General features: G+C 33.3%; 16 protein-coding genes and 1 pseudogene. 6 read left to right on the forward strand and 11 right to left on the reverse strand.

All coding sequences use genetic code 11. The features are described from left to right. The first annotated feature begins 512 nt into the window (after positions 1-512). The 4 genes and pseudogenes from JR312_RS02920 (at position 513) to JR312_RS02935 (ending at position 3,811) form a co-directional block, all read left to right on the forward strand. The gene (locus tag JR312_RS02920; protein WP_006013643.1) at positions 513-641 is read left to right on the forward strand and encodes a hypothetical protein; all 129 of its coding nucleotides are present in this window, start codon (positions 513-515) and stop codon (positions 639-641) included. Between the two features lie 361 nt (positions 642-1,002). Continuing rightward, positions 1,003-1,474: pseudogene (locus JR312_RS02925) on the forward strand (HK97 family phage prohead protease). Positions 1,475-1,575: 101 nt separating this feature from the next. Beyond that, complete coding sequence (locus tag JR312_RS02930; RefSeq protein ID WP_416647682.1) at positions 1,576-2,595, forward strand: coiled-coil domain-containing protein; 1,020 nt, start codon at positions 1,576-1,578, stop codon at positions 2,593-2,595. Continuing rightward, positions 2,555-3,811 carry a hypothetical protein gene (locus JR312_RS02935; RefSeq protein WP_416647683.1) on the forward strand — a complete coding sequence of 419 codons (1,257 nt, stop codon included), beginning with the start codon at positions 2,555-2,557 and terminating at the stop codon, positions 3,809-3,811. The genes JR312_RS02930 and JR312_RS02935 overlap by 41 nt, the downstream gene beginning before the upstream one ends. Here JR312_RS02935 and JR312_RS02940 read toward each other — a convergent pair. Together JR312_RS02940 and typA are read right to left on the reverse strand one after the other, a co-directional pair. Then, positions 3,804-5,021 (reverse strand): CCA tRNA nucleotidyltransferase, encoded by a 1,218-nt coding sequence (locus tag JR312_RS02940; protein ID WP_264331081.1) that lies wholly within the window; start codon positions 5,019-5,021, stop codon positions 3,804-3,806. The two genes, JR312_RS02935 and JR312_RS02940, sit on opposite strands and share 8 nt — an antisense overlap. Positions 5,022-5,354: 333 nt before the next feature. Next, complete coding sequence (typA, locus tag JR312_RS02945) at positions 5,355-7,184, reverse strand: translational GTPase TypA (protein ID WP_416647684.1); 1,830 nt, start codon at positions 7,182-7,184, stop codon at positions 5,355-5,357. Between the two features lie 221 nt (positions 7,185-7,405). On the opposite strand from typA, the gene gltX reads away from it, so the two are divergent. After that, entirely contained in the window at positions 7,406-8,740 is a 1,335-nt protein-coding gene (gene gltX, locus JR312_RS02950) for a glutamate--tRNA ligase (protein ID WP_264331080.1), read from the forward strand. A 118-nt stretch (positions 8,741-8,858) separates the two neighbouring features. Here the strand turns inward: gltX and holA are convergent, their stop codons facing one another. The 5 genes from holA to JR312_RS02975 form a co-directional block, all read right to left on the reverse strand. Next, complete coding sequence (gene holA, locus JR312_RS02955) at positions 8,859-9,878, reverse strand: DNA polymerase III subunit delta (RefSeq protein WP_416647685.1); 1,020 nt, start codon at positions 9,876-9,878, stop codon at positions 8,859-8,861. Positions 9,879-9,883: 5 nt separating this feature from the next. Beyond that, positions 9,884-10,066, reverse strand: coding sequence for a hypothetical protein (locus tag JR312_RS02960; protein WP_015588477.1), 183 nt, complete (start codon positions 10,064-10,066; stop codon positions 9,884-9,886). A 114-nt stretch (positions 10,067-10,180) separates the two neighbouring features. Beyond that, positions 10,181-10,990 carry a metal ABC transporter permease gene (locus JR312_RS02965; protein ID WP_015588476.1) on the reverse strand — a complete coding sequence of 270 codons (810 nt, stop codon included), beginning with the start codon at positions 10,988-10,990 and terminating at the stop codon, positions 10,181-10,183. Next, complete coding sequence (locus JR312_RS02970) at positions 10,984-11,331, reverse strand: Mth938-like domain-containing protein (RefSeq protein ID WP_416647686.1); 348 nt, start codon at positions 11,329-11,331, stop codon at positions 10,984-10,986. Before JR312_RS02970 ends, JR312_RS02965 begins: the two co-directional genes overlap by 7 nt. A 3-nt stretch (positions 11,332-11,334) precedes the next feature. Then, positions 11,335-12,201: a 4-(cytidine 5'-diphospho)-2-C-methyl-D-erythritol kinase gene (locus tag JR312_RS02975; protein WP_416647687.1), complete on the reverse strand. Its 867-nt coding sequence runs from the start codon at positions 12,199-12,201 to the stop codon at positions 11,335-11,337. A gap of 74 nt (positions 12,202-12,275) precedes the next feature. Here JR312_RS02975 and JR312_RS02980 point away from each other — a divergent pair, with 74 nt between their 5' ends. Continuing rightward, positions 12,276-15,545 carry a UvrD-helicase domain-containing protein gene (locus JR312_RS02980; protein ID WP_416647688.1) on the forward strand — a complete coding sequence of 1,090 codons (3,270 nt, stop codon included), beginning with the start codon at positions 12,276-12,278 and terminating at the stop codon, positions 15,543-15,545. 59 nt (positions 15,546-15,604) lie between these two features. On the opposite strand, the gene JR312_RS02985 is transcribed toward JR312_RS02980, so the two are convergent. The 4 genes from JR312_RS02985 to JR312_RS03000 all read right to left on the reverse strand — a co-directional run bounded on the left by JR312_RS02985 (position 15,605) and on the right by JR312_RS03000 (position 19,287). Further along, positions 15,605-16,006 carry a cytochrome c-type biogenesis protein gene (locus tag JR312_RS02985; RefSeq protein WP_143689605.1) on the reverse strand — a complete coding sequence of 134 codons (402 nt, stop codon included), beginning with the start codon at positions 16,004-16,006 and terminating at the stop codon, positions 15,605-15,607. After that, on the reverse strand, positions 15,990-17,003 hold the full coding sequence (locus JR312_RS02990; protein WP_264331075.1) for a hypothetical protein: 1,014 nt from the start codon (positions 17,001-17,003) through the stop codon (positions 15,990-15,992). The genes JR312_RS02985 and JR312_RS02990 overlap by 17 nt, the downstream gene beginning before the upstream one ends. 7 nt (positions 17,004-17,010) lie before the next feature. Then, on the reverse strand, positions 17,011-17,358 hold the full coding sequence (locus tag JR312_RS02995; protein WP_007302681.1) for a ferredoxin family 2Fe-2S iron-sulfur cluster binding protein: 348 nt from the start codon (positions 17,356-17,358) through the stop codon (positions 17,011-17,013). Positions 17,359-17,583: 225 nt separating this feature from the next. After that, positions 17,584-19,287, reverse strand: a complete 1,704-nt coding sequence (locus tag JR312_RS03000; RefSeq protein WP_416647689.1) for a TomO hydrophobic C-terminal domain-containing protein — start codon at positions 19,285-19,287, stop codon at positions 17,584-17,586. Between the last annotated feature and the right edge of the window lie 249 nt (positions 19,288-19,536).

The raw sequence follows: 19,536 nt of genomic DNA on the forward strand, positions 1-19,536 counted from the left end.
AAAAAGGTAGAGCAAAAGTGGATTACTGCTTTGCCTAATTGGGCTTTAACTATGTCTCAACTTGATATCTTTTTTCCTGGTAGGTTAAAAATTGAGTTGAATTGAAAATGCGGTTTGACACACTTTTTTGAACGTTCCCGCTTTGCCTAATTGGGCTTTGACTATGTCTCAACTTGATATCTTTTTTCCTGGTAGGTTAAAAATTGAGTTGAATTGAAAATGCGGTTTGACACACTTTTTTGAACGTTCCCTGTAATAGTTTTAAACTATTACATATAACTTTCTCTACTTCCTTCTTTATCGTTACCCCGGGTGTTGTAAAACTGGGGTAACACCTTCCGCTACGCAAATCACCTACAAAACACAATCTTTTTATTCCCCCAAACAATTAGTTGTGAATTTAAGCAATCATATTAATATAGTAAATATTTACTTAATATACTAGTATTTACCTTGACTAAACAATTATAGTGCTGTATGATTTGTACTTAAGCTTTAATAGTGAGGTGTTGATGGACGCACAAGAATTAGAAAACTTACAGAAAAGTTCATCAACAAAATCCCAAGATGCTGGGGAGAAAACATCAGAAGAGTTGGAAAGAAATTTAAACCCGAATGAAGCCAATAATGATATATTCTAAAATCTATCAAGAATACGAGGGAGAAACATGGACAGAGTCATTAATGAATGGTTTTATAGCCGCTGTTTCTTTGGGATTTGGCTTCCTTCTAGGAAAAATTCTACAAACGAAGCTGTTTCTACAAATCTAGAAAACGCTGCTGTTGAACAACCCAATGTGCAACAAACCCTACCCTTATGTATATAAAATGACAAATTTTATAACTAAAAAAGTACTTCCCCATTTTCAAAGCACTGCATACAATAGAATTATATTGTAGTGCCTTATACTCATCCTGAGATATAGGAAAACAATCTGTACGACATTTTAAGCTGGCTCAGAGCGCTGGCAAACCCAATACCATAATTTACAAGGAGGACTTATGAATAAGAAATTTCTCTATTCACCATTGTCAATAAAAAGCATAGAAGAAAACGGAGTATTTTCTGGCTATGCGAGCGTTTTTAATATAGTTGATAAGCAAAATGATCTGATATTGCCTGGAGCATTTAAGAACAACTTAAATAAAAGTCAGAAATGATATTGGCCTATATATAACTGCACATTTGCTTTTTGGTATTCAAAAAGCAGAGGAAGCATATTTAATGCTAAAAACTGGAACTATTAACGGGCTTTCGATTGGCTATATACCAATAGAGTATGATGTTGATCATGAAAGCGGAGCTCGAGTGTTAAAACAAGTGGAGCTATGGGAAGTTAGTTTAGTCACTTTTCCTGCAAATTTGTCAGCTCAGGTAATCAATGTGAAGAATCATTACAATGAACAAGAAATGTTAGCAAGAGCAATAGAAAAAGCAAATTCTGTGCTTACAAACATGTGTATTTCTACTTAAAATTTATAAAAATTTTCACACAATTTAACATTAATATTATTATTTATTTAATAATTATATTAATATATATAACTTCAATACTTTGAAAATTAGGTAATTTTATGATGAATGCTAACAATGAGGTTAATTACGAACCTAGTATTAAACAAAAGGAAAAAAAATACAGCTTATCCACTGTGCTTGCTTGGCTATATCTAAAAACAATTGGACGAATATTGCCAGAGAGATGGAATAAATGGGCAGAGAATATTCTACACCACAATAAGGTTATTGTGGATAGTGGAGTTCAGACTGAGATAATGAGTAAAAATAAAACTACGAAGACTAAATATGATAAAATAGAGGGTAAAAATTTCCAAGCTAGTTCAGAATTTGAAGGAAAAAAGGAATTAGAGGATAAGAATAAAGAATTAAATGAGGAACTGGAAGGTGTAAATCAGGCACTCGAAACGTTTATTGGGCTCTGTAATAATCAAGCACAGCAGATTAAAGATTTAGAATTAGAGAGTAATGTTTTAAAAGAGGAAAAAGAACAATTAAACTCCATAATTAAAGACCTGAAAAAGAACTATAGAGAATTGGCAGAAATTGCACAAAAACGAGGAGAAGAATTTTTAGCACAGTTCAAGGAGAAGTCTGAGAAGATATTACATTTGAATAAAGAATTAATTAACCTCAGCACAAAATTTGCGAATGAAAAAGAAAGGCTTTTATTAGACGTAGAAGAAAAAGACTCAAAAATTAATAACTTAATGCAGTTAAATGAAATATTAGATCAATCTAAGAAAGCAATGGAGATTGAAAAGAACGAACAACAGCAAATCATACTTGATCAAGAGGAAAAAATAGAAAAACAAGGCGCTTTAATTACTTCACTTACTGATAAAAATAAAGACATAAATGAAACTGTGAAGAAAGAGAATAAAAGCCTACGAGAGCAAAAAACAGAACTTGAGAATGAAGTTAGTAAGTTAAAAGACGAATCTGATGCTAAAATAAAGCAATTAGAAGATCAACTTAAGGAGAAACAAGCAGAATTAAAACAAGCTAAGGAAAAAATGCTAAATTTAGAAAAAAAAATTGGAAAGTACTCAGCAACAATTAGAGCAAGAAAAGACTAATCTAAATACCATTGAAAAAAAGAAACAAGATTTAGAAAGTGAAATTAATGAATTGAAAGAACAAGCTAAGGAAAAAGATGCTGAAGTAGAGAATCTTAAACAACAATTAGAGCAAGAAAAGACTAATCTAAATACCATTGAAAAAGAGAAAAAAGAATTAGAAAGTGAAGTTGACAAATTGCAGGAAAAATCACAGAAATTAGAAGAAAGTAACGTTGAAATAAAGAAACAAAAGGCAGATTTGGAGGAAAAATTAAAATCTTCACAAGGGAAGAATAAAAAGTTGCAAGAACAAGTTGAACATCTGAGTGCAGAACAAGAAAAAGCGAAAAGTGTTGCAGTATTATCTATTACGGATAGTACAAAAACATTTAATGAAAATTTGACATTAAAAAATCAACAGATTGAAAGTTCAATAGCTGAAGATGGACCACAAGAGTTAAAAGAAAAGTCAAATAATGTTGATACAAAATTAGAAGGGATTGATGAAAAAACTAAAGAACAAGCAAAAGCTAAAGCGCTAGATACAGCGTCTATTACAAAATCAACTCTTTCAAAATTTCAGAATCTTCCTAACAAGATTTTTAGAGATAAGAGCCTCGATAACTTTTTATCTGATAAAAATAAAGAGTTGAAAAAAGGTTTTCCTGAACTTAAAGGAAAACACTTTTGCCATAACGTGCTTGAGAAAACTATAAAATCTCTACAATATCAAAATGGTTATAAATTTAAAAGTGATAAGTTACTTGCACTGTTGAAAGAGAATTTGGTTCAATCTGGAAAAGCGATTATAGAAACTAAGGTTCACGAAGTTGTTGAAGAACTTGCTAAAGATTTTATTAAACAACATAATCTCAAGCAGGTTGAATTTGTTAAAAAGCGCGCAGAAAAGTTGAAAATAACTCAAGCAGAACTAACTTCTATCGTGAATTCTTGGAGTAAAATGAATTGTAAAGATAATGATTCAGTCAAAAAATTTGTTGTGCAGAAGTTAACGAAAGCTGAAATGAAATGTTTTTCAGATAAGATTCAAGGATTACAACTGGCATCAAGTATAAGAGATAAATTTTTATGCCCAGATCAGAAAATGTGCGTTCAAACTTCAGAAGAAAACAATGAATACCAATTAACAGAAAAAGCTAAAAAAGAATACACACCTAACTCTTCCATGAGTCACAGCAATACGACAAATGTAAGTAAAGGAAGATTTAAATAAAGCTCTTAGCATAAAGTATCAGCTCCTCCTTTGTTAAAGTGTAGGAGCTGTCTTCCCAGTGTTGTCGTAGCAATTCCAAGTTTCTACCTAAATTTTTTCCTGGTTGATGACCTATAGTTATTAAATCATCACCAGATAAAGGAAATTTTGGAATGTTAAACATCTTAGCAAATGAAATATACTCATCAACATTTATTCCAGACTCAATACCACAAATCTTCATTAAGTCACAATATAATTCCTTACCAAATAAAGATATGTATTTCTTTTGTTCTTTTTCTGAAAGCTCTGTTTTGATATCGTTTGATAATAAAAATAATAGCTTTTTCTTTTGCTTATTTGAAAGACGTAGAAGTTTGCTTACATATTCTCCAAGATTAAGCCTATCTTCGGCAGTTCTAAGAAGCAAAGCTAATTTTGTTAGTGCATCATCTAGGAAAGGCGTATGGACATACGCTGAGGGTTCTGTAGGAGGTTTAGTGTTGATAAGAAGTGGTGAAGACAAAATTTCGCATTTTACTTCTTTTGGAATAATTTTTTGTAAAACATCAGATTTTTGCATGCTCTTAAGTGTTGGAGCAGGATCATTGCATTCCAAGAGTTTAAATATTTCTTCTCTTATTCTCTCTCCAGAGAGGTTTTGAATCATGTGTGAATGCTTTTTGCACACATCCAATATTTCATCACTTAAATCTCCTATGCATATTTTAGCGTGAAAACGAAACGCTCTTAAAATACGTAGATAGTCTTCCTTAATCCTATCTTCAGCGTTACCTATAAAGTTTAACTTTCGTGCTTTTAAGTCCTGAATGCCACCAAAGTAGTCGTATATATGGCCATGCTTGTCTGCATAAAGAGCATTAAACGTAAAGTCGCGCCTTGAAGCATCAGCTTGCCAATCATTAGTAAACTCTACCTTCGCATGTCTACCGTCACACTTTACATCATGCCTTAGCGTTGTAATCTCAAAGGACCTCTTGTGTAAAATTGCAGTGATAGTTCCATGTTTCAGACCAGTTGGAATACTCTTTATATTGCAAAGCTTGAGCGCTTTAATTGTTTGATTAGGCAGCAGATTAGTAGCAAGATCAATGTCGTGAATTTCACGCTGCAAAATTGAATCTCTAACACATCCACCAACAAGCCTTGCCTCACCACCAAATTTCTCTATGGCCTCAATAATTACACTAGTTTCGTGATCAATTTGCATTTAGGTTACACATACTGAAAATCATGTTACAAAAAATGCGAAACTTTTGCAAAAAGCTTCATATAAAAATATATAGGTAGGAGAGTGGTAAAATAAGAGGGTAAAGTGATAGAGTAAGTCTACAACAAATCCAGTGCCTAGAAACTTATAAGTATAAAAGTAATGTTAAAATACAATGTTTTCGATGATTATAAAAAATCTGGATGAGCTACTTGCATGACACCTTTGTAGCCTTCTCTTGTCATCCCAGTACCTGCTCAAGTAACTGACACTGGTTCCCTTTATGATGGTGTTATTCGAGTAGCTCATCCAGATTTTTATCAGGAACGTTGATTACTCTTTATTCTTCGCCCTTCCTGCACGCTTACGTTCATTTGGATCGAGGAACTTCTTACGCAAACGTATAGATTTTGGAGTTACTTCTACCAATTCATCATCGTCTATATATGCTATCATATCCTCCAGTGTCATTATTTTTGGTGGAGTAAGCTTTATAGCTTCATCGCTACCTGAAGCTCTTACGTTTGTTAATTGCTTACCTTTAAGTACATTTATTTCTAAATCATTGTCACGACTATGCTGACCGACAATCATACCACAATATACCTTATCTTGTGGCTTAACAAACATAATTCCCCTATCTTGCAGATTGAAAATTGCATACGCTACTGCTTCGCCTTTGTCTGTTGAAATTAAAACCCCATTACGCCTTCCGGAAATTGAACCTTTATGTGGAGCATAACTGTGAAATAAACGGTTGATTATACCAGTGCCGCGAGAATCAGTTAAAAATTCTCCTTGATAGCCAATTAATCCCCTTGATGGCACTAAAAATGTTAACCTAGTTCTGCCACTACCAGAAGGTCTCATGTCAGTTACTTCACCTTTTCGAAAGCTAAGTTTTTCCATGATGATTCCACTATACTCATCATCTACATCAATTACTACTCCCTCTATAGGTTCAAGTTTTTTGCCATCTTCTTCTTTAAACAGCACTCGAGGCCGTGAAACTGAAAGTTCAAAACCTTCCCTTCTCATATTTTCAATCAGTACCCCAAGCTGCAACTCACCACGTCCACCTACTTCAAATGCTTCACCACTTGGAGCCAAAGTTACAGTAATTGCAACGTTTGTTTCTGCTTCTGCATATAAACGATCTTTTATAACAGTTGAGGTAAGTTTTGTTCCCTCTTGCCCAGCAAAAGGTGAGTCATTAACGCTTATAGTAATCGCCATTGTTGGCGGGTCAACTGGAGTTGAGCTGATCGCAGTTGTAACTTCTGGTGCTGCTATAGTGTCTGAAACTGAAGCTTTCTCAAGTCCTGCAATGGCAATGATATCACCAGCTACAGCTTGCTCTACTGGAACGCGTTTTAAGCCAGAAAATGAGAGTAACTTAGTTAATCTCCCTCGCTCAACCACTTGACCATCAAGATCAATTACCTTAAGATCTGAGTTAACTTGCGCGATTCCTTGGTAAATCTTTCCTGTCAATATTCTGCCAAGAAATTTATCAGATTCAAGTAAAGTAACTAGCATAGCAAAAGGTGCATTTTGATCATAAACGGAAGGTTTTATGTAATCTATCACCGTTGAAAATAATGGGCTTAAATCTTTTCTCTCATCAGATAGCTCCTTAGCACACCAACCGTTTCTACCTGAAGCATAGAGTACTGGAAAATCTAGTTGCTCGTTGGTTGCATCAAGGTTAAAAAATAACTCATATATTTCATTTAGTACTTCATCAATTCTGCTGTCTGGTCGATCAACCTTATTGATTATCACAATCGGTTTTAAATTTGCCTTTAGTGCTTTTGACAACACAAACTTAGTCTGTGGCATTGGACCTTCTGCAGCATCAACCAGTAGTAATACACCATCTGCCATGCAGAGCACCCTTTCCACTTCTCCACCAAAATCCGCATGTCCTGGTGTATCAATGATATTGATTTTCTCATCACCCCACATTATTGACGTACATTTTGCAAGTATTGTAATCCCACGTTCACGTTCTTGATCACCACTATCCATCACTCGTTCTTGAACTTCTTGATTCTCACGAAACGTGCCACTTTGTTTTAACATGTTATCAAGTAAAGTAGTTTTTCCGTGGTCAACGTGTGCAATTATTGCAATATTGCGGATTGATTTAAATTCACTCATTTCTTATCATTTCAAATTTAATTTAATAACAAGTATACGTATAATATATTTAGAGTAAATAACTAAAGCCGTGCTTTCAGAGTATTTTAGGCAGATCATGGAACTCTAACAAAAAGGTTTCATGTTCGCTGTACTTTGTAGCAACTAACACCAAGACAAAGAAGAATCTTGCTTTAGCAGTACATTTATATAAAATTAAATAAACTAAAGTAATCATTTAAATGCTAACAAGATTCGCTCCAAGCCCAACTGGCTACCTACATGTAGGAAACATACGCACTGCACTCATTTGTTGGATGTACACACGTAATCAAAATGGAAAATTTTTACTACGTTTTGATGATACTGATCTTGAGCGTTCAGATATCAAATATGTAGATAATATCATAGAAGACCTAAAATGGATTGGCATAAATTGGAATTCAAGTTTTAAGCAATCAGAGCGTTTTGAACGCTATAACGAGGTGTTCTTACAGTTAATGAAAGAAGGTCATATTTATGCATGTTATGAAACAAGAGAAGAATTAGACACTAAACGAAAATTGCAATTAAAACAAGGTCTTCCCCCTATTTACAATAAAGGTGCGTTGCTTTTAACTGAGCAAGAGAAAATTCGTTATGAGCAAGAAGGACGAAAACCACATTTCAGATTTAAATTGGATAGAAATAAAACTGTAAAATGGAATGATGAAGTTAAAGGCGAAATAAATATTGCAACAATTCATATCAGCGATCCTGTAGTAAAAAGAGAAGATGGAATTTATACGTACATGCTACCTTCTGTTATTGATGACATTGACTTTAATGTAACCCATGTTGTACGTGGGGAAGATCATGTAACTAATACCGCAGTTCAGATTCAAATGATTCAAGCATTAAAAGCGAAAATTCCTATCTTTGCTCACCTTCCCCTACTACATTTTGATGATAGCAAGATATCGAAACGGAAAGGTGGGCTGGATATCAAGTCCATAAGAGAAGATGAGATTGAACCAATGGCGCTAACTAGCTATTTAGCAAAACTTGGAACATCTGATCCAATAGAAGCTCATGTTGATATGCAGCCTTTAATTGACTCATTTGATATCAAAAAATTTAGCTCAGCATCTTTACAATTCAGCTTGAGTGAAATGTATAAGCTAAATAGCAAGGTGCTACAACAAATGCCATTTGAAATGGTGCAAGATCGTTTAAGTCAAATTGGCTCAGAGTTTTGGTATTTTATAAGGAGTAATATAGAAAAGTTTTCTGAGGTGGCCAAATGGTGGAAAATATGCAAATTTGGTATAGAACCTGTGGTTCTTAATAAAGAGTTTATAAAAATAGCGCTAAGCACATTACCTCAAGGTGATTGTAATGAAAACACATTATCAGAGTGGGTTAAAAATATTCGACAGACAATTGATATAAAGGCAAAAGATCTATTTATGCAGTTGCGCCTCGCTTTAACAGGAACAGAAACAGGTCCAGAACTCGCTAAATTATTAATTTTTATCGGTAGAGAGAGCATTATTGCAAGGTTAGAAGAAAGCCAAAGAATTATACAAAAGGTTTAAATGCACCGAATGTATTTTGAATGACATCAATAAGCATTGTTCAGGAAATGTGAAAATATTAGATTTCTTGTCATTCCAGTTCCTGCTCCTGTCATTCAGTTGTTTTTTCTCGTCTACCTTATTTTACTACTCTGCTGAACGAATAACACCAATAGTTAATCTCATGCTGAAAGATCATTTTATGGTCCAAGTCAGTTCTTTTACAGGTCACTTCCAAGCTCATCAAATTTTCTAAGATCTTCTTAAGTTCTGAAAGTTGAAAACTTTTCAAATGAGATTTAAAACTCTGCAATTGTTTGAAGAACAATGGAGGACTCAGCTGGTCAATTGCAGCTTGTTCATTCATTCCATTTTGTATTAACAGCAAAACGCTTTCTAGCCGTAGAAAATAATTTGATATAATACGGATTAATGCTATCGGTGAAAAATTCTCTTGTAATATCAATAAATCGGAAATTTTGATGAATAGTCCCATGTCTTTACTCACTATTGCAGAGCACAGATTATCAAGTGTAACATAATCATTGCCGGAGGTTGAAAAGCATAGATCTACATCAGCAAGTTTAAGATCTTTTCTTTTTCCTAGATATAAAACTAATTTTTCAAGCTCTGAATATATAGGCAGTTTGCTATGATTAAAATAAGACTGCAAGTGGTAGATTATCTCACTTGTGCACTCTATATCATTTTGTTTCAAGTAACTTGATATAATATCACAAAGATTACTACCGCTGTCCTTATAGCAGGTAATGACGCCGAAAATTTTTGAGCTTTCCATATAACTTTTAGTTGTAGAACTATATGGAAGATCATTTGCTATCATTACTATATAATGATCGCCTATATTATGATCCAATATGTTTCTTAACTCTTTAGATATACTTCCACTGACATTTATCAGCTTAACCAACCTTTTTTTAGTAAACATCGAAATGTTTGCCAACTCGGAAAATAACAAGCCAGGCGACTTATTCACTACTGCAAAATCCATCACCTGAACTGAATACTCATTCAAGTTGGCAATTATTTCCTGTACAAAAATATCGACCTTACTATTGTCACTCCCATGAATTAATACACCACTTAAAGTATCGAGTTTCTCAAGGAATTTTTTAACTTTAGATGGCGTGATTCTCATGCCATCTATATTATATTATCACTACTTGGTGGTACATCATTTGATTGCACATCAGTTTCCAACAATTCTGAGCTTTCTTGATTTGCTGTATTCTGCATATCATCAGACACTTCTTTCTTTCCCGTAACATAATTATAAAAATTTTTTATAGGCTGTCCTATATATCTAGAAAAAAATCCTTCGGCCATATCTTTCACTCCACAAATTAACAATTAGCACATAAAAATAACGTAGCAAAAACTACTTTACGCTCAGATAGTTATACTCATTTGTTAATGAATTATGAACTTCCGAGACCAAAACTAAGTCGATCTACTTAACACCAATCTTATAAAATAAGCAATGATTAAATACACAGCTGCGATAAGTATAATTGCAGGTCCAGTTAATAAGTCAAAACTTGCAGATAATATCAAACCTGATACTCCAGAAATCACAGAAAAAACTGTTGCAACAATAATCATTTGCATTGGAGTTTTTGAAATGAGTCTTGCTGATGCAGCAGGTATTAACAAAAATGCAGCAATGAGTAATATTCCTATTAATTGAGCAGAAATTGCAATAAAGATAGCGAGTATAATCAAAAATTCTAGCCTAACAAAATTAACATTTACTTTCTCAACTGTTGCCAAATCTTGATTAATCGAAATCATCAGCCAATAGCGCCATCTAAATATTAATATCAAAGTAACTATTACGGAGGTTAGAAAAATTGATATTATATTACTTTGGTCAATCATTAATATGTCACCAAAAAGTGAGCTAATAATACTATTATTACCTGATGGAAGAAAAGACATAAGTATTAAACTCGATGATAAAACTACATTGGTAACTATGTTCAATATCGTATCAGCAGAGTATAATTTATTAAAATTAAGAGAAAGTAGTATAGCAAACATAATTGCAATAAGCATTATACTTACCGATGGGCTGATATTAAAGATCAAAGCAAGTGCAATACCAAGCAATGAAGAATGGGACAAACTATCACCCAAATACGATAACCTTTGCCATATCATAAATGACCCTAGAGCTCCTGTGACTAGACTAATCATAATTACCGCAATTAGACTGTTTATAAAAAAACTCTGTGTAAATATCTCTAACATGCTATCAGATAACTGACAACAAATCTATCTTCAGATATTAAAACGTTATGGGTTCTGCATGCAGAACCCGTCGTCATAAATTCAAAATTTAAATTCTTTTGCTCCATAAGATAAGATTTCATTGAACAATCGCGTATCTTACCAGTACCTATTATCAAAATCTCTATTTCCTCTGTTAAAAAAGATTTAAAATACTCCTTGTTATTTATATCACTTTCTTTCAATTTAATCACCTTTTCAGGAAAAATTATAATTGAGCCATGATATTCTTGATTATTTACCCAAAATCTTTCTTCCCTGTAACCATCTATAAGACTTTTCTTCTTGGAAATTAAGGGCATAAATCAAACTATTAATTCCGTGTCGCACACCCACCATTCTGGATATTCCTTTTTGATATTTGCCGCTGCAGCTTTTGCACTTTCTTCACTATCAAACATTCCAAAACACGCTACACCGCTGCCTGACATGCGAGAAACTATAGAGCCTTCTTGTGACTCTAGTGTTGATATTACATTCTGAATTTCAGGTACAAAACCTATTGCTGCTTCTTGAAGGTCATTTTTTGTCTCTTTAAGAAGCTCTAACAAATTCTCCTCAGTGTTATCACTCCACTTAATTGGCTGAGAGAAATCCTCTTTATACTTGGAAAATACTTCTGATGTATTCAAAAACTTTTTTTTTGGTTTCACAAGTACCAGACTTATGGGTAAAGAGCATTGTTTAATGGGACATAATTCCTCACCAACACCTCTAACAAAAACTGGCTTACTATCTACACTTGCAGGCACATCAGCACCAACGCTTAAAGCTATATCACTTAAAATTTGCCTATCAATATCCCACAGCTCTCCTAGCGTACGTATCACAGCTCCAGCATCTGAGGAACCACTACCAAATCCTGCAGCAATTGGTACATTTTTTATAACCTTTACAGTGACTTTAGTTCGTATAGGAGCGTACCTAAGCAGTAGACTCAATGCTTTCGTTATAGTATTATATCGATAATTTATTTTAAACTCAGAGTTTACAAATTGAACTGTAGAGTTATCATATCCAAAGTTTTTTTCTCCTACTTTTATCTCTAAAAAATTAGAAAGTTTAGCAAAGACAACCAAACTTTCAATTAAATGATACCCTCTTTCTTCTCTATTTATAATATGTAAAAAAAGATTGATCTTTGCAGGAGCCTTTACACAAAAACTTTCCATCTGTATATCTTCACTAACACTATCTTATTTACTATACTTGAAATGCCACTTCAGTCAAACTTTATACACTCCTAATGAGATCAAATGCCATAAATCCTAACTTCTCTGTATGGGTAAGTGCATCAGCTGGTACAGGTAAAACAAAGATCTTAATAGACAGAGTATTAAGACTTCTATTAGAGAATAAGAGAAATATTCTCTGCTTAACATTTACCAATGCTGCAGCAAATGAAATGGAGGATCGCATTTACAGTACACTTAGTAAGTGGGCAATATGTCCAGAGGGTATATTGGTCTCAGATTTAGAACAATTAGCCCAGTATGTAACCAGAGAAAATAAAGATTATTTAACAAGAGCAAGAAGGCTTTTTTCTGAACTGGAAAATCTTGGTCTTAATATTCAAACTATACACGCCTTTTGTTACAAATTAATCTCCAGCTTTCCTACAGAAGCTGGTATCGCTCCAAATTGTACGTTGAGCGAATGTAAAGAATTGCATTCCATCGTATTTGAAAAAACGCTTCATAACGAAACTGTGCAGGACGATATCAATATCGTTGCAGCTGAAATTGATGAAAATAAGCTGCGTGATTTGCTCTATACCTTATGTATAAAGAGATCAGCTCTAGAAAATAATTTAGGATATATAAAAGATAAACTAAGCGTCCCAGACAAGATTGACAATTTACAGAATGAAACTATTGAGCAGATAAAAAGATTAGCTAAAATATTAAGTAAGGGAAGCAAAAGAGATCAGAGTTACAGTGCGATACTTTATGATTGGTGTAATAGCACAAAATCGTCCGTACCAAATGTTGTCATCCAAGTAGCTGACACTGGGATCCAGAAAAAAAGAAATATGGATCCCAGTGTCAGCTACTTGGATGACAACAAGATAGAGAACTTAGCTAAAGTATTTCTCAAATCAGAATCGTACGAAAAAAAGAGCATATCATCCATTATAACAAAGGGTGCTTTGGAAAAATTTGAAGACGTAGAGCAAATGATAGAAAGCATTCAAAATGCATTGTTTACCCATGCAAAGGACATAAATTCTTATCAAATATTCGCAAGAACCAGTAGTTTACTTAGTATATTTAAAGTATATGTTGATCTATATAATAGTGAAAAATCAAAGAATGCACTGCTTGATTATGATGATATCATCAATTTAGCAACAAATCTCCTTAGCAATCCAGGCTATAAAGATTGGATATTGTTTAATCTAGATCAAAAAATAGACCACATTCTTGTTGATGAGGCGCAAGACAATAGTATCAGTCAATGGAAAATTATAACAAATCTCTGCAATGAATTTTTTACCGGTGGTGACGAAAAGAGAACTTTATTCGTTGTTGGGGATGTAAAACAATCTATTTACAGATTTCAAGGAGCAAATCCCCATCTATTTAATTACATGCAGCAATATTTTCACACGAAAACCGGTGGCAGAGATTGGGTATCATGTCAACTTGAAAAGTCATTTCGCTCAACTCCAGAAGTTTTGATGCTTGTAGACAGAATATTTAACAATTTTCGTGAAGAAATATCTTTCAATGATAACAAGATAAAACATATTCCATATAGAGAAAACGATCAAGGATACATTGAAATTTGGCCGTTACTGCCAGGATATGAAGAGGAAGAGCAGCAAGCCTTACAAATTCATTTAACACAGAGGAAAGATTATGTAGTAAAGGATCGATTACTTGCTCAGGCAATAGCCCAAAGAATTCACAATTGGTTAAACGAAGGGCGGATTTTAGTCGCCAAAGATCGCCATATAGAACCAAGGGACATTATGATTTTGGTACGGCAACGAAATGCGCTAGTTGACTACATAATAAGTGAACTAAAAAAAGTAAATGTACCAGTTATAGGCCGAGATTATTTTAGAATTATGGATTACATAGCTGTCCAGGACTTAATAGCTTTAGCTGAATTTTTGCTCCTCCAGGCAAATGATCTTGCTCTTGCAAATGTTTTAAAATCACCGCTATTTAACTTCACTGAGGATGATTTATTCAATATTGCATACGATCGTAAAGAACAGTCGTTGTGGGAAAAACTTCAAGATTATCACGAGATTATCTCTAATGAATTAAACTATCTAATTAATTTATCTCAGACAAAATCCCCCCTTACACTATTCACGCATATATTGCGCACAGGCAGGAAGAAATTTGCTGCAAGGCTAGGTCTTGAGTGCTTCGAGATTCTAGACGAATTTATGAACCTCGTATTGCAATTTGAGCACCCATCTCTTCAAGCATTTGTTCAGTGGATCAAAGAAAATAATCCTGAGATTAAAAACGATATGCAATCAAAACTCAATGCTGTACGAATAATGACAATTCATAAATCAAAAGGTCTACAAGCTCCAATAGTGTTTTTAGTTGACACAAATACGGTACCAAGAAACAGCGAAAATATTTTGTTTGATGCAACGGAAGCACCATTTTGGTGTGGCAAAAATAGTAATGCTTATTGTAATCAAGTAAAAAGAGAGAAAAAACTAGAGGATTATAACGAATATTTGCGTTTGCTGTACGTGGCACTTACGCGTGCTGAAGATGAGTTATACATTTTAGGCAAAGAGCCAGTGCAAAAGGGCTCTTGGTATGATCTAGTTATTCAATATGGAGCATTATATGAGAGGAAAAAACTATACTTACAGCCGATATTTAAAGAAAAAGTTGAAGTGCTATGCATGAATGCAAACTACCCTTCTATTTATAAAAAACGTGATTATTTTGATGTTTCAGTGATTTCACCTCCATCAAACCTATCAATGTCATTGCAGCACGTGACGCTGGAACCTGGAGAAAAAAAGCCAGTGTCAAGTACTGGGATGACAGATGAGAATGCTGGAATGACAAAAAGGAGCATTGGGACGACAGACAGCTATGCAAGAGGCTTAATAATTCACAGTATATTGCAATATATGCCCAAGATAGAGAAAGACAGGAGAAAAAATTGGGTTAGGAAATATCTTGATAGCATAAACACTAGTGAAGATAAGGATGAAATTTACAGCAAAATATTAACCTTTAATGAAAAATATGATTACCTGTTCGACTTGGAGGGCAAATCAGAAATTCCACTTAGTGGAACAATTGACGGAAAACCAGTATTAGTGCGGCTAGACAGACTGTGCATAACAGAAGACAAAGCAATCATAATTGACTATAAATCACACCATAACGTTTCTATTTCCTCATCAAATGAAATAAAAAAGCAAATGTTGATCTATAAAACCTTAGTGCAAGAAGTCTACCCAGATAAGCAGGTAGAGTGCGTGGTTATTTGGATGGAAGATTTAACCTTACAATCTTTGATCTAAACTCAAATGTTCGTATAGTAGCTACTTGCATTTGTTGTAAACTCACTTTTACTCTATAGTTATCTTTTTACTACTTTATCTATTTTCTGAACTGATTTTCGTACTAGAAAACATCCAATAAGAAGAATTATAAAAGGAATAAACCATAAAATGTAGGTACTAGATTTTACAGGTGGTACAATGATAATTGAATCTCCATAAGAATTTTTTAACTCTGAAACTATTTGCTCGTTAGTATATCCATCACTGATCTTCTTGCGAATTGTCTTACGCATACCATATGCAACTTGAGACTCAGATTCGGATAATAATTCACCAGAGCATACTGGACACTTTATTACTGCAAATAAGCTACTTGCTCGCTCTTCCATGCTTTCGTCTCTTAGTTTATCATCCAAAGTAAAAGCATTTATGCTTAAATGGAATATCAATGTAAAAAGTAAGCTAATTACTATTCTCATTCTTGGTGAATTGAGTGATAAAATCAGTAGTGGATAATTTTCCAATAAAGCCTGAACCTACATTATTGTCGTACTTTATTGAAAATTGAATGTCGTTATTAGTGATTTTTTCTGATAAGGAAGATATTGATTTTTCCAATTTATCTGCAGTCTTTGAATCATTAGTCACAAACGAAATTAATTCTTTATAATTTGATATGGCTACATTGATTTTATCTTCAAATGAAGATGTAACTAAATTGTAATTACTTACTCCACCATTCGCAGCAATAGAAAAGTTATTACTCTCAATCAAAAATTTTTCTATGTTGAAATTAATCTTAGAAGCTGAAATATGGTTTACAAATTCATAATCTAATTTAGCGTCGACACTAAGGTAATTTTCAGGACTTGCAGTATGTTTATAACGGTAAGTATAAAAATCAAATTCTAGTTTAGTATTTTCATTCAGTTCTTTATCAAAGTGAAATTGAATGTAATTACTTTTATCATTCACTTCAGTTATAACACTTTGCTGATTTTCTAAAACATCACATTTTAATCCATAATCTTCGTAACGAAATGTATCTATATAGTCTATTACAGTGCTATTTCTGTTGAATTTTAATGAAGATAGTAAATCATTTAGTTTAACAACAAAGTGGCTACTCACGTGTGTGTGACACTTTATATTCTTTTTCTCATCACTACGGACAGCAATGTTTACTTTATTGCTTGGTATATAGATATATACTGACTTATCAAATAATCTGTTTTTTATCACTAAAGCTTCAGATGAAACAGTTAGTTGCTCATTAGAAAATTTTGGATTCGTTACACGAAAAACTAGGTTAAAAGGAAACCCCTTAAAATCATGTGAAATATCAACTTTTTCGTCATTAATGTAATCAGTTAAAAGACTTTTTACCTTAAATGCAGAAAAATACCAAAAACCACTATAAGCTAGAGGAATAAACAAAGGTAAGGAGATGAGAATATAGATAAAAATTTTACGCATTATCCTCTTATTTATCTAATGATATATTTCTTGTACCTCTGGGCACGGTTACGCACAAACCGTCAATATCTTTTGTGATTTTTATTTGGCATCCAAGCCTCGATGTCTCTGTTAAACCGAAAGCTAGGTCCAGCATATCATTTTCCTCATCAGATATAGGGTTATGTGTTTCTACAACATCATAAAATTTTGAATCAACAATCACATGGCATGTAGAACAAGCAAGAGAGCCTTCACATGCACCTTCAAGCAGATCTGGATCACTTCTGTGGGCTAAATTAAGCAGAGTTTCTCCTTCTGCAGCTTCATAGCTTTTCTTACTTCCATCAGGTAAAATAAAAGTAACGGATGGCATACTATTAAAATCTCTATTAACTTTTCTATATTCTACAAATAATAACTATTATTTGCAAACTCTTTGAAATTCCATCGCCTATCTCTTGTAATCTGTATTCCTATTAGGAAAGTAAGACAGATACCACCAGCATCTCACATAATTGCAAGCATGGAATTCTCTTAGCTTGAGATATTACTAAATTAGCATCATTGAACTTGATCTGCCATTTCTTCTGATCTTAAGTTACAATTTTACTAATGCCATTTGATTAATTGCAACTTCAGCATTGCTATCTTTCAATAAATTTGCAGGACTATTACAATGGTATGTGATTGCAGCAACAACAAGACAACAAACTCCAATTCCTATCCCTAACGCTAACATTCCTGAGTAGACTGCAATAGCTACTTCTAAAGCAACTCCTACTACTGCTAACGTAGAAGCAACTATGATAGAAGTATTACGACACTTAATACGAAGCTCATTTAGTTTATCTAATGCAGGAGTACCATCTTTATATTTTAGCTCTCTTAGTACATCTTTATTTTCACATTTGTTAAACAACTTCCAAGCATAACTTAACCTTGACGCTTGACCATAAAACCCCTTCTCAACATATTCAACCAAGAGATCAAACGGAGTTTCACCTTGGTCATTTTTAACATCAAATCTCGCACCTGCACTCACAAGTGATTCAACTTTGCAAAGCATTGACTTATTGTAGTTCAAGTGTCTTAAAGCATGATGTAGAGGTGTATTCCCATTTTCATCCTGAAAATTACATTTCTTTCTATGTAAAAAGCAATCAAAAATCTTTTTATTGCAATTTCTTGTAACGATATTTTCTAAAGTAATACTTGAAATTTTTATGTTACTTTCGACTAGGAGATTTAGAGCTTCTTTATGGTTACATTCAACAATAATATCTACTAGTTTATTTAACGCAGGTGTACCTTCTAGCTTCTTTAGCTCATCGGTTTTACAACCAAGCACCACCGAAAGATTATTTAATTTTTCTACTACTTTTTCCTTACGAGAGAAGTATGTAGCATAATTGACCAAGAGATCAAATGGAGTTTCATCTTTGCTATTTTTAACATCAAGCCTTGCACCTTTACTAAGAAGTGACTTGACAAAACCTTGGTATTTCGATTTACCCAAATCCAACCATTTTAATGTATGATGTAAAGCTGTATTTCCTTCTTTATCTTTATAGTTGATATCTAATTTATCTAAGTAATTATTAAAAAAATAATCCAAAAACTCTTCAGATTGGTATTCATAAGCATAGCTTAAGATTTCATTTAGTGATATTTCTATCCTTCCTTCAAAGAGCTCGAAAAATTCCACAAGATCGTACGCAATAGCAATTTGCACTAGAAATTTAATGTCACGAGCATCAATTTTAACTTTCTTTATTATATCACAACACTCTTCATACTTATTTGACCAGATATTTAACAACAATCCCAGAATAGTGCTTACATATTCGCATTCAGTTGGTTCTTCAGTCTCTTTAGCTTTGCCCATCTTGCCTATTTCTTTTAAACTATTGTTTAGCCTTTCTACTTTCTCTTTGATTAATTTTTGACTTTTCGAATAATACATAATCCATATTTCATTAAAAATTTTTTCTCTTTTCTCTTCTTGTTTTAATTTACTAATCTCTTCCCGCAACAACTCCAGTTCATCACTACAATCCCCATCCTCATACTTTCCTCTATCGTACCGGCTTTTTTTTCTTTGGTCAGATAACACTTCGTATGCTGCTTGTATTTGATTGAATTTTGTCGATCCCTCTTCAAATGGAACTTGTCGATCTTCTTCCGACGATGATAGATGCAATTTATCTGGATGAAACTTAAGTGCCAATTTGCGATATGCTTTTTTTATCTCATCGTGAGTAGCATCTCTTTTTACTCCTAATATTTCATAATAATCAGGCATTTGTTCCTCCACTATTTTTATACATTTTTCATTATATCACTAATACCACATCTTTATGAAAGCACGGTACTGACATATAAACGTTTTAGCAAATATTGTAATAATTGTCAATTTATTAACAAATTGAGTGAAAATTTGTAGAAAAATGAGTTGTGAAAATGAAGGTTTAGAATTATTCCAACAACAGATTAATTTATATATTAATATTGCTCAACTTTACAGCATAATCAGTTAGCATAATTTCCACAA

The sequence above is a fragment of the Wolbachia endosymbiont of Nasonia giraulti genome (assembly GCF_048054155.1).
In the GTDB taxonomy this organism is placed as follows: Bacteria; Pseudomonadota; Alphaproteobacteria; order Rickettsiales; family Anaplasmataceae; genus Wolbachia; species Wolbachia pipientis_C.